The sequence below is a fragment of the Paenibacillus sp. GQ49 genome, from assembly GCF_059759055.1.
Window position 1 is genome coordinate 60,922 of sequence record NZ_JCAXEL010000016.1, and the last position, 11,379, is coordinate 72,300.

An 11,379-nucleotide genomic window follows, 5' to 3' on the forward strand; every position below is an offset into this window, starting at 1 on the left:
TCTCTATTGTACCCTGTTCGCCGAAAATTACAAATTTCGACCCAACATATAATAATATCTTAGCACGAGTGAAATGTAAAAAAAAATAACCAGCATAAATAAATTATGCTGGTAGAAGGGCACTGTCACGAAATTGACAACGAAATTGTTCGCCAGACAAAACTTCCTCACGAATCAAGATGTCGAGTGAATTGTCGAAAATTGTCCGTTGTTCTTCAAGCAACCGCTTTGTCTGTTCCATCAGTTCTTGCAGAATTAATTTATTCTCTCTCATCAGTTCCTCGGTTGTCACCATATCCATGTTCACAATCCCAAGTGAAGTCAATCCGGAAGCCATCATCGTCTGCACAACATTGGTTGCCTGATCGAAGTCATTGCGTGAACCTGTGGAACGACCACCGTAGTACATTTCCTCCGCAGCTGCTCCTCCGAGTGCAATCATGATCTGCTCTTCCAGGAAGCGCTTCGTATATAGGAACTGTTCCTGTTGCGGGTTATGACGGACATATCCCAGCGCCTGACCACGCGGACTGAGTGCCACCTGACTAACACTGCCTGGACGAACAAGTTCAGCCATAATGGCATGTCCCAACTCATGAATGGCGACCCTTTTCTTCTCTTCCACACTGGACTCACGGTCTGTCTTTTCACCCATCATGACTTTATCAATAGCCAGAGACAAGTGCCGCTGTTCGATGTTCAACAGCCCATCCCGCATGGCGTATATTGCCGCTTCGTTCATCACACTTTCGAGTTGTGCACCAGAGAAACCATATGATTCTTCCGCTGTCTTCTCCAGATTAACTTCCTTCAACAGAGGTTTGTTCACCGCATGCAGTTCCAGAATATGCTTTCTGCCCTTTTTGTCAGGCAAGTCCACTTGAATGTGACGGTCAAAACGTCCCGGTCGCGTCAGGGCGCTATCCAGCATCTCTTTACGGTTCGTTGCAGCGATAACCAGAATTCTTGGCGTATCGGAAGAATAGATTCCATCCATTTCCGTCAGGAGCTGATTCAGGGTCTGATCATATTCACGCTGTTGACCACCCTCACGTTTCCCCCCGATGACATCGATTTCATCGATAAAGATAATAGCGTTTTCCTTATTTTCCTTGGTGGCACGGGTTCTCGCGTCCTTGAACAAATCCCGAATTCTGCTGGCACCCACACCAACATACATTTCCACGAACTCACTACCCGATGCTGCTACAAAAATAGAATCGGTGTAATGGGCAGCAGCCTTGGCCATCAACGTTTTCCCTGTCCCTGGAGGGCCCGTCAGCAAGATCCCTTTTAACGGGCGAATCCCAAACTTCCGGATTTCTTCATGTTTGATCAGAAAGTCAAGCGCTTCACGCAATTCCTGCTTGGCACTGTCCTGTCCGCCAATTTCTTCAAAAGTAAGCTTGGAAGGTCCTTTTTTCTTCCGTTTACGTTCCTGTGCAGCGCCTACTGTAATCCCGCCACGCATTTGCATCATGAACAGCAAAGCTCCGACAAGCACTGCTGCAATCAAGATCGGAACAATATTAACACCAGTAAATGCAAGGAAAATAATCAATACGGGAAAAAATCCGATGGCAACTTCTTTTGTCCACTTAGGCATTAGGCCACACTCCTATCTGACCGGGCACACGCGGCAGAATAATAAACTTGCTGGCATCTCCGTCTCTGAGACTGACATATACATTGTTGTCATCCATCGCTGTATTTACCTTCATTCCATTCGTCGCCATCTTTGACAACGTTGGTGTAATCTCAGTGTATTGCTTGTTCTCCATCGCCTGAGCTACGGTAAACATCGCATCCCCCCACCAGCTCTCCAGTGCTTCACTGGAATGATCCACAACATCCAACTTTAGTGAACGTGTTCCAATCAGGGTCTGTCCTTCTTTGTGAATATATTGTACCAGTCTGCCCAAATCAACATCAGGTTGCAGATCAAGTTTCAATTGTACGTCATTGCGGTTAATAGTTAATTGAACGTCATTTACTCCATCGTACTGGGTAACCATCTTTTCAATCGGATTCTGCACGGCCACCTGACGATATACAAACCAACCTCCAAACAACACAACGGCTGAAATGACGGCAGTTATAGCAATAGGCAATACTTTTAGCTTCAAGTGAATTACCCCTCCCAGATTTTGGCCTAACCTACTGGCTTATTGGTATATACGAATATGTGCACATTGACTCCTGCGAGAATTTCGACAGGATTATTTGTTTTGAATGTAACTTTGAGTACATATCTGAGTATATCACATCGTATATACAATTTCGAAGGCGAAAATATGAATAAATTATTAATTTTAACTATTTAAATCAAATATGTTTACAGGCAACACAAAGAACCGGTTCAGTCGGATATCCGTCTGCCGGTTCTTTCATTTCTTTAAATTCTCTAGTTATGTCACTCTATTTGTTCTAGCTGTTCGGGAGTGTGTAGACCAGGTCCACCTGTTCTCCGTTGCTAAAACGATAAAAGCGATAGTGGTTATGCGTACCGTCTTTATAATACACTTGCCACACATATATTCCATTCACAACTCCGGGCATGATTCGTTTAATCTCACCGGCAGGAACTTCAGAACTAAAGCGATTGCGTATCTGCGCTTCGGACATACCATTTTGCAGCAGCTCACTGTGTACAGCGTTTGCACCCTTAGCCGGTTGATTGTTTGCATCGAATTTAACCCAGACCATAACATCCTGGTTATCCTTATTTTTGCCGATCAGGGTCCAGTAGATGTTGTCAGAGCCTTCTTTGTCTCCCCAGATGTACTTGCGCAATTCATCATAGGATGTAATGCCCAGTTGCTTCTGTGCTGCCTCTATAGCGAGCGCTTCTTCCTTGCGCTGGTCCTGCGTGACATAGACGTAATAACGCTGAAGTCCAAACAGAATCAGAACCAGTGCAAGCAGCGAAATCCATATCCACTTCTTTTTTTTCTTCAAAAGCCGAACTTCCTTTCCCTATGATGCTGTCCTGCAATTAACGAGCAAGCAGACCATCAAATGCCAATTGAGACTCACGCAAAATGCGTTCTTCATCCAGCGTCAGACATTCGCCATGTTTCACCACTTGTTTTCCATCCACCCATACGTGCTCAACATCTTTGGCAGAAGCCGAGTAGATCGTATGTGAGATCAGGTCTGTATGTGGATAGAAATGTGCCTGTTCAATATCAAGGGCGATAAAATCAGCCTTCATGCCGACCTGAAGCGCTCCGGTATTGTTCAAGAAGATGGATTTGGCACCATATGACGTTCCGAGTAGTAACGCTTCGCCTGCTGGTACTGCTGTCGGGTCACCAGATACACCTTTGTGGATCAATGCAGCCAGTCTCATTTCCTCGAACATATCCAGGTTGTTGTTACTTGCTGGTCCGTCTGTTCCGAGTGACACGGTAACTCCTGCTTTCAGCAATGCAGGTACCCGCGCAACACCGGAAGCGAGTTTCAGGTTACTTCCCGGGTTATGGGATACAGCCACATCATGACGGGCCAAAATTTCAATCTCTTCGTCATTCAGATGCACCGCATGTGCAACCAGAGATGGACGGGAGAAAAATCCCAGTTTCTCGAGATGTGCCACAGGACGCAGTCCATAATCAGCCACGTTCTGCTCCACTTCACGAAGCGTTTCAGACATATGTGTATGAAGAGGAAGGTTTAGGTCATTCGCGACCTGTACAAGCTTCTCTATGTAGTCAGGAGGGCATGTATATGGGGCGTGTGGCGAGATTACGGTTGTAATGCGACCATCTGCCTGTCCATTCCACTCACGTGCAAACGCTGCCGACTCCTCCAGCTTCCGCAATTGCTCTTCTTCCGAGCACAGCCCGATTACACCACGTGCCAGTGCTGCTCTAACGCCGGATTGCTCCACAACTTTGGCCACTTGATCCATGTGATCATACATGTCCAGGAAAGCTGTAGTTCCGCCTTTCAACATTTCAAGCACAGATAGCGAAGTTCCCCAATATACGTCTTGTGAAGTCATTTTTGCTTCCATCGGCCACATTTTTTCCTGCAACCATACTTGCAACGCAAGATCGTCTCCGTGCCCTCTGAGCAACGACATTGCTGCATGACCATGCGTATTGATCAGACCCGGCAGGAAGAACAATCCTTTTCCATCCACTTTGGTACAATTTTTGTCTTCATCAGGCAATGTCTCACCAATATGCACAATCTTGTCATTCTCAACAACCATGTATCCGTGAACCACGTTCCATGTTGTGCCTTCATTAACGGCAAATTTGCCGTTGTGGATTACCCATCTATTTGTTGTCATCTTCCTCGTCGTCCTTTCCAGTCTCCAAGTAATAGGCCAAACTAAGCAGATCCGTTGTAAAGTCAGCATGGTGAATGCGGATATGCGGCGGTGTTTTTAGAATTGTTGGTGCAAAATTAAGGATCGCTTCGATTCCGGATTCAATAAGCTGATCGGCTACATTTTGGGCTTCCGTATCCGGAACCGTGATAATTCCGATGCGGATGTTATCCGTTTTAACCGCTTCCGTCAATTCATCCATTGGTTTTACCGTCAAACTGTTGATTTGACTACCTATCTTCGGTCCATATGCATCAAATACAGCAACAATCTTCATGTTGTCTTTCAGATATGCGTTGTAGTTGGACAAGGCTTGACCTAGATTACCCGCGCCTACCAGAGCTACATTAATTTGCTGATCAATCTTGAGAATGTGACGAATTTTCTCGATCAAATAGGATACATCATACCCGATCCCTTTACGACCAAAATCACCGAAGTAAGCCAGGTCTTTACGAATTTGCGCCGGATTCAGATCCAGCCTCTGTCCAAGCTCTTGAGAAGAAACAGTAGCCACCTCACGCTGATGCAACTCGTTCAAATAACGCAAGTATACAGGCAGACGTCGTACCACCGCTTCCGAAATTTTATCCGATTTCATTCTTGCTCCCCCTTACCAAGGCCACGATAAAATAATAAATGAAAAGATGAGCATTCTGTATAAACTCAAAGATAAACGTGACATTTTATACAGAATGCTCCTTGTAATTTAGGTTATAAGTTCTTGCGTGCAACTACTTAAATCGGATCTGGGAATATCTAATAAAGTTTAACTCCAAACAATAGTGTCATGCAATGATATAACGAACAAAAAACCATTATTTTTGTTCATTAGCAGGTTTTTCCAACCACTCGGTAATTCGTGGAACCATCTGCTCCGTGAGCATATGCTCCATTTTGGGACCAGGTAATGAATATAAAAAGAATTTACCATAATACGCTTCAATCACCCGTGTATCATATACAATCACAATGCCTCTATCCTTTGCTGTACGCACCAATCGGCCAAATCCCTGCTTGAAACGAATGACCGCTTGAGGCACGGACAGTTTCATAAACGGATTTTTCTTCTGTTCCTGAAGCAACTCACTCTTGGCTTCCACCAACGGATGATTCGGTGGCTGGAACGGCAATCTTACAATAGCGAGACAGGTCAGCGCATCACCCGGGATATCTACACCCTCCCAGAAGCTGCTTGTGCCCAGAAGTACCGTAGCTTTGGCATCTTGGAACCTGCGAGTCAATTTGGAACGACTTCCACTATCAACGCCTTGACCAAGCAACGAGATGTCGTTGCCAGACAGCGCCTCCTTCAGCGGATCATAGACCTGTCGCAACATCTTGTATGAAGTAAACAGAACCATCATGCGTCCACGCGTAGCAATTGCCGTCTCTGCAAGTGATTGCACCAGCATATTAACAAAGTGCGCATCACCCACACTTCCCTTCACACTTGGGAAATCACGCGGAATCACCAGAAGTGCCTGATCGCGATAGTTGAAAGGTGATGGCAGCATTGATGTTAACAGCCGATTATTCTCGGAAGCTTCCTGCAAGCCAAGCTGCTCAATCATGAACTGGAATGACTTATCTACCGAGAGCGTAGCCGATGTAAGCACAACACTTTTCTTTTTGTCAAAAAACAAATCCTTAAGTTGTGCACTCACATCTACAGGTACGGCATACAGCTGGAGAGATTTACTGCGGAACTGGCCGCTGGCTTCCATCCAGTACACCGTTTTGGCGTCATCCATTCGCATGAAGAAACGTAGATTCTCCTTCAATGTGGTCAGATCTTTCAGCAGTCCTGTAATGTCCGTGATCAGACTATCCGATTGATAATCATCCTGATCTTCTTTCACCTCAAGCAGCAATTTGTCCCCTTTGCGAACCAAATCGCCCAGAGTCACATAGATCTGGTTCTCCAGATCCTGCAACTCCTGCCATTTTGCAGGTTTCTGAGATGCTTTCAGACGCAGTGAAAATTGCCCCGTCTCTCCCGGTGAAGCATCACTTCGTTCAGGCAACAGACCAAACAAGGCATCGCTCATACGATCCCACAGCTCCTTAACTTCAAGAGCGAGCGGGAACATCTGATCCACCATGGAGCCCCATTGCACCGAATTTTCATGCCCGGATAACTGCGAACGAAGCATAGGCAGCTGTCCATTACGACTGTCTTTAAACAGACGGGTCAGCGTATGAACCAAGGTGAAATATTTCATATGCATTCCAAGATGTTTACCAGCGACATCCTCCAGATGATGTGCCTCGTCAATCACAAGACTCTCATAGGCTGGCAGCAGCTGATGCGCGGCTTTCACATCCGTAAATAATTTGGAGTGATTGGTGATTACGATATCAGACAACCCTGCTTCATGTTTGGCACGATGGTAGAAACATTTGCGGAACCATGGACATGATCTTCCCAGACAAGACTCTGATTCGCTCTGTACCGTCTCCCAGAAGTCCCCTCCGCGTCCGCTAAGGTTAAGTTCCTCATCATCTCCGGTTTCGGTCTGTGTAAGCCAGACAATCATCTGAGCCGCTGTGAAATAATCCTCTTTGGGTGTAGCGAATTCACGTTTATTGATTTTGTGTTCAAATTTGCGCAGGCACAGGTAATGTCCACGTCCTTTGAATACAGCAGCCTTAAACGGGAACGGAACCACTTGGGTCAGCATCGGAATGTCTCGCTCTCTCAATTGCTCCTGCAGATTGATCGTATGCGTGCTGACCATAACTTTCTGTTCTTGCTTCACACTTTCGTATATAGCAGGCAACAGATACCCTAGAGATTTACCGGTACCCGTTCCTGCTTCGATCAAGAGATGTTTCTCTTCATCCAGGGCTTGCCTTACACTGCTGAACATCTGAGTCTGCGCTTCACGCTCTTCGTAATGATCCAGCGTATCCTTCAGGTTCTCCCGAACCTGGTCCATAAACTGTTCGAAGCTTACACCATCGAGGGGGTTAGCCTCCCGCTCATCGCGTGGTGCACCAATATCAGTCCAATCACTTACATTAAGAGCAAGCTGACGATAATAGGTATGTCCGTCCAGATCCTGAATCGGCTCTGCTTCCTTCTCACTGCGCATTCCGTCCAAAAACCAACCCAAGTCACTGTCTTCTGGTGAAAACAGGTCACTGAGGCGCTGAATCGTTATGAGCGGTAATTCCTTTAACTCATCCAGACACTTGAGCAACACATAGGCTGTCGCCAGTGCATCACTGTCTGCCTGGTGAGGGCGATCATGTTGAAATCCAAATTCGGAAGACACATAACCGAGTTGATAAGAACCCAGTGATGGGAATGTAATCTTCAGAAAATCAATCGTGTCCAGAATGCGGCCAGTGAACGGCAAATAACCGCAACGGTCGAGAGCATTCTGCAAAAAGTGAAAATCAAAAGCGACGTTGTGTCCAACAAGCACCACATCATTAAGCAGCGGAACCATCTCCATCATCATCTCTTCGAGTGAAGGAGCGTCCGCCACATCTTCATCGGTAATACCCGTCAACCCCGAAATAAACGGGGGAATCGGTACACCAGGGTTCACATAAGAACTATATATTTGAGTTATGCTGTAGTCATGATCTATGATGGCAAGTCCGGCCTGTATAATCTCACCGTCGGACTGCGTGCCGGTTGTTTCGAAATCCAATACGGCAAATTTCATTGCAATGTACGGTCCCTTCCATTCCAGTCTATGTTACAGCATAGCAAAAAAAAGGGGATTTGAAAATTAACTGACAAAAAAGCGGTGTCCCCGCCGCTATGCCAAAGGAGGGAACACCGTTTTTTGTCGCCGAATTCCCGCTTAATGAAGGGTCGTCAGCTGATTAGCATATTGCAATTTTCCCCTGTTCAACCTGCAAGCTTCCATGTTGTACAGTGGTTCGGTCAATGTCGGGTCATACTGAAGGGCCTGTGCAAAGAGTGAACATGCAGCTTCGGGATTCGCAAGCTTGGCTTGAATACAGCCCAGGGCGTTACATACAAGCCCTTTCAAGCGAGGTGAACCCTTAAGGTACATGATCTGCTGCAAATGTGTCCCGGCTTCCGCCATTTGTTCCAGATTCAGATAGGCGAGCGCCAGGTAAAAACGAGTCAATGCACTCTCCGGATGGTCGGTCACAACCCGGGAGAACTGCATGATCGCCTGCGGATACATCTGTAATTTGAAATAACCCTGACCTCGACTGAAACATTCCAGATGGAGTTCAGGCAGAGCGGTAACAGCTTCCTGTTCCGGTTCAAGGGAAGCAGGCTTATCTATCTCCCGCTCCCTCACCTGGCTCATCTTTTCTTCAAACATCAGCCATTCATCAAGCATTCCGTCACTCATCCGCTTAAGCAAATTCCACTTTTGCAGCAATTCTTGTTTGTTCAGGCCTTCAGCGGAAGGATAGCTCTTGATAATTTCATCTAACATGTCGTTCATTTCTGCGAAAACATGCTGGAACATCGATGCATCCCCACCCTTGAAAAAATGGATTAGTGCAGTGACCTGTACTCATTTTTTGCTTCAAGGGCCGATTTCATTCTCCTTACCAGTCGATTACATAATTGTTGCGTGGACTTCCTGTTTCATCGTTTGTACAGGTTTATTCTGTCCATCTACAAACACAACGGTTGGTTTGTGAGTATTTGCCTCTTCCTGCGACATCATGGCGTAAGAAATGATAATGACGTTATCTCCAGGCTGCACCAGACGTGCAGCTGCGCCGTTAAGACATATGACCCCGCTTCCGCGTGGTCCTGGAATCACATAAGTTTCCAGACGTGCACCATTGTTGTTGTTCACAATTTGCACTTTCTCGTTTTCCATCAAGTCGGATGTTTCCATCAAGTCTTCATCTATGGTAATGCTACCCACATAGTTCAAGTTGGCTTCCGTTACCGTAGCCCGGTGAATTTTGGATTTCATCAGTGTTCTAAACATGGGACAGTACCTCCGATTTTTGCAACCTTATATTGTCAATCAATCTTGTTTTTCCGAATTTCACCGCAAGTGCGATGAGCAGATCGTCACGTCCTTGAACTTCTTCCTGATCTGCGAGCGGCTCCAGACTTGGAAAAGCCTGAATCTCGGCGTAGTCGATAACGGCAAGCGGTGAGCTTGCGATCTGCTCGCGCAGAATACGACGGATATCTGCGGCATTTATAGCTACACCTGTATCTGCCGCTTCTTGAGCTGCACGCAGTGCCTTCGACAGAACTAAAGCCTGATTACGCTGTTCAGCGCTAAGATAGACATTACGTGAACTGAGGGCAAGACCATCCTCTTCGCGAACAATCGGACAAGGTACAATTTCTACAGGCATATTCAAATCATTCACCATCTGTTGAATGACCGCAACCTGCTGAGCATCTTTCATTCCAAAAAATGCACGCTGTGGCTGTACAATGTTAAACAGTTTGGAGACTACGGTCGTTACCCCGTCAAAATGCCCCGGACGGGAAGCGCCACATAGGCGCTCCGTCAGTTTGGAGACAGATACCGTCGTTTGCGTTGCCTGTGGATACATCTCTTCAACAGAGGGAATAAATACGATATCCACTCCTTGTGAACGTGCTGTTTCCACATCTCTGGCTTCATCCCGCGGATAGCTGTCAAAATCTTCATTAGGTCCAAATTGAATTGGATTAACAAATATGCTTAATACCACAATATCGCTCTGTTGTCTGGCTGCCTGCATCAAGCTTGCGTGACCTTGATGAAGATACCCCATTGTTGGTACCAGACCTACAACGGATGCACTGGACCTAATCGCTTGACGCTTCAAGTTTAGCTCCTGTCTTAACTCTGCGATTGTCCGTAATACTTTCATGAGTTACTCCCCACCTTTTCCTTGCGTTGTCCGCCGTACAGTTGATCCAGAACACCATCCGCAGCATTGAATACATGCTCTTCGGCCGGGAACGAACGATCTTTCACTTCTTTCACGTAAGCTTCGATGCTGGTTCTGATTAGTGTACCCACATCTCCATAGGTTTTGACAAAACGTTTGGGCGTATACGGAGAGGCGTATTGAACCACATCATGGAATACCAGTACCTGACCATCACAGCCTCGTCCTGCTCCAATTCCGATGGTAGGGATGGACAGTTCCTCCGAGATCGCCCGTGCAACTTCTTCCGTAACCAGTTCAAGCACAATGCCAAACGCGCCTGCAGCTTCCAAGGCTTTGGCTTCGTCCATCAGACGTTTCGCATCCGCTGCATCCTTGCCCTGAATGCGGTAACCACCAATCTGATTAACCGATTGAGGTGTCAGTCCGATATGTCCAAGAACAGGCACGCCTGCTTGCACGACTGCTCTGACGGTGTCCGCTATCTCAACTCCGCCTTCCATTTTAACCGCATGGGCATGCCCCTCTTGCATCAGTCGACGTACACCTTTAAGCGTCTCATCCACGCTGCCATGATAAGTCATAAAAGGCATATCAGCCACAATAAATGTCTTCTCAGCACCGCGCACTACGGAACGTGTGTGGTACACCATGTCGTCGATGGTCACCGGAAGCGTCGAATTATAACCCAGTACAACATTGCCAAGTGAATCGCCAACCAGGATCAGATCGATACCTGCTTCCTCTGCGAGGAGCGCTGTTGGATAATCGTAAGCCGTGATCATGGTAAGTGGCACGCCATCCTGCTTATATTTTTTCATTTTCACAATATTCAACGCTTGTTTGTTCGCCATTTTCTCTCATGGCTCCTTTCTTCTTTTCAAATAAACGCAACAAAAAAACCTTTTAGTTTTCCACTAAAAAGTCCCGAAAAGTCAAAAAAGAGTCACTTGCGATCGTCCCTTCTGTCTCGGTCCTCTTCGGCTCAGAGCAGAATCCAACAACTCACTTAAACGTATTTCATTCTTGCACTGCGTTCCCTTGTATAAAACACATCAAAGCAGAACAAAGGTTACTGTTACGGGAGTGCAATTCGGTCTGCATTAGCCGATATCGCCTCACGAACACAGTATACCAAAGTTCTGCTCAAACTTCACGTCTTATGTTCATTTTACCAGTGAAAA

At 46.3% G+C, this 11,379-nt stretch carries 10 protein-coding genes; all 10 read right to left on the reverse strand.

Going from position 1 to position 11,379, the window contains the following annotated elements; all coding sequences use genetic code 11:
• Positions 1 to 103: 103 nt before the first annotated feature.
• Complete coding sequence (locus AC6CIF_RS23175; protein ID WP_047843540.1) at positions 104 to 1,606, reverse strand: AAA family ATPase; 1,503 nt, start codon at positions 1,604 to 1,606, stop codon at positions 104 to 106.
• Positions 1,599 to 2,126: a hypothetical protein gene (locus AC6CIF_RS23180; RefSeq protein ID WP_100527246.1), complete on the reverse strand. Its 528-nt coding sequence runs from the start codon at positions 2,124 to 2,126 to the stop codon at positions 1,599 to 1,601. Before AC6CIF_RS23180 ends, AC6CIF_RS23175 begins: the two co-directional genes overlap by 8 nt.
• Positions 2,127 to 2,427: 301 nt before the next feature.
• Complete coding sequence (locus AC6CIF_RS23185) at positions 2,428 to 2,958, reverse strand: DUF5590 domain-containing protein (RefSeq protein WP_076209941.1); 531 nt, start codon at positions 2,956 to 2,958, stop codon at positions 2,428 to 2,430.
• A 37-nt stretch (positions 2,959 to 2,995) separates the two neighbouring features.
• Complete coding sequence (locus AC6CIF_RS23190) at positions 2,996 to 4,300, reverse strand: amidohydrolase (RefSeq protein WP_076209940.1); 1,305 nt, start codon at positions 4,298 to 4,300, stop codon at positions 2,996 to 2,998.
• Positions 4,287 to 4,940: a redox-sensing transcriptional repressor Rex gene (locus AC6CIF_RS23195; protein WP_076209939.1), complete on the reverse strand. Its 654-nt coding sequence runs from the start codon at positions 4,938 to 4,940 to the stop codon at positions 4,287 to 4,289. Before AC6CIF_RS23195 ends, AC6CIF_RS23190 begins: the two co-directional genes overlap by 14 nt.
• 217 nt (positions 4,941 to 5,157) lie before the next feature.
• Positions 5,158 to 8,019: an ATP-dependent DNA helicase DinG gene (gene dinG, locus AC6CIF_RS23200; protein WP_498201708.1), complete on the reverse strand. Its 2,862-nt coding sequence runs from the start codon at positions 8,017 to 8,019 to the stop codon at positions 5,158 to 5,160.
• A 141-nt stretch (positions 8,020 to 8,160) separates the two neighbouring features.
• Positions 8,161 to 8,808 (reverse strand): tetratricopeptide repeat protein, encoded by a 648-nt coding sequence (locus AC6CIF_RS23205; protein ID WP_498201709.1) that lies wholly within the window; start codon positions 8,806 to 8,808, stop codon positions 8,161 to 8,163.
• Positions 8,809 to 8,901: 93 nt separating this feature from the next.
• Positions 8,902 to 9,285 (reverse strand): aspartate 1-decarboxylase, encoded by a 384-nt coding sequence (gene panD / locus AC6CIF_RS23210; RefSeq protein WP_017687742.1) that lies wholly within the window; start codon positions 9,283 to 9,285, stop codon positions 8,902 to 8,904.
• The gene (panC, locus tag AC6CIF_RS23215; RefSeq protein ID WP_498201710.1) at positions 9,278 to 10,174 is read right to left on the reverse strand and encodes a pantoate--beta-alanine ligase; all 897 of its coding nucleotides are present in this window, start codon (positions 10,172 to 10,174) and stop codon (positions 9,278 to 9,280) included. Before panC ends, panD begins: the two co-directional genes overlap by 8 nt.
• On the reverse strand, positions 10,171 to 11,049 hold the full coding sequence (gene panB / locus AC6CIF_RS23220) for a 3-methyl-2-oxobutanoate hydroxymethyltransferase (protein WP_036672039.1): 879 nt from the start codon (positions 11,047 to 11,049) through the stop codon (positions 10,171 to 10,173). Before panB ends, panC begins: the two co-directional genes overlap by 4 nt.
• Between the last annotated feature and the right edge of the window lie 330 nt (positions 11,050 to 11,379).

What these genes read in the sequence shown, in the direction of transcription:
- AC6CIF_RS23190 (WP_076209940.1), bottom strand. Translation starts at nt 4,300, where the DNA reads ATGACAACAAATAGATGGGTAATCCACAACGGCAAATTTGCCGTTAAT.
- AC6CIF_RS23205 (WP_498201709.1), bottom strand. Translation starts at nt 8,808, where the DNA reads ATGTTCCAGCATGTTTTCGCAGAAATGAACGACATGTTAGATGAAATT.
- panB (WP_036672039.1), bottom strand. Translation starts at nt 11,049, where the DNA reads ATGGCGAACAAACAAGCGTTGAATATTGTGAAAATGAAAAAATATAAG.
- panD (WP_017687742.1), bottom strand. Translation starts at nt 9,285, where the DNA reads ATGTTTAGAACACTGATGAAATCCAAAATTCACCGGGCTACGGTAACG.
- panC (WP_498201710.1), bottom strand. Translation starts at nt 10,174, where the DNA reads ATGAAAGTATTACGGACAATCGCAGAGTTAAGACAGGAGCTAAACTTG.
- AC6CIF_RS23175 (WP_047843540.1), bottom strand. Translation starts at nt 1,606, where the DNA reads ATGCCTAAGTGGACAAAAGAAGTTGCCATCGGATTTTTTCCCGTATTG.
- AC6CIF_RS23195 (WP_076209939.1), bottom strand. Translation starts at nt 4,940, where the DNA reads ATGAAATCGGATAAAATTTCGGAAGCGGTGGTACGACGTCTGCCTGTA.
- dinG (WP_498201708.1), bottom strand. Translation starts at nt 8,019, where the DNA reads ATGAAATTTGCCGTATTGGATTTCGAAACAACCGGCACGCAGTCCGAC.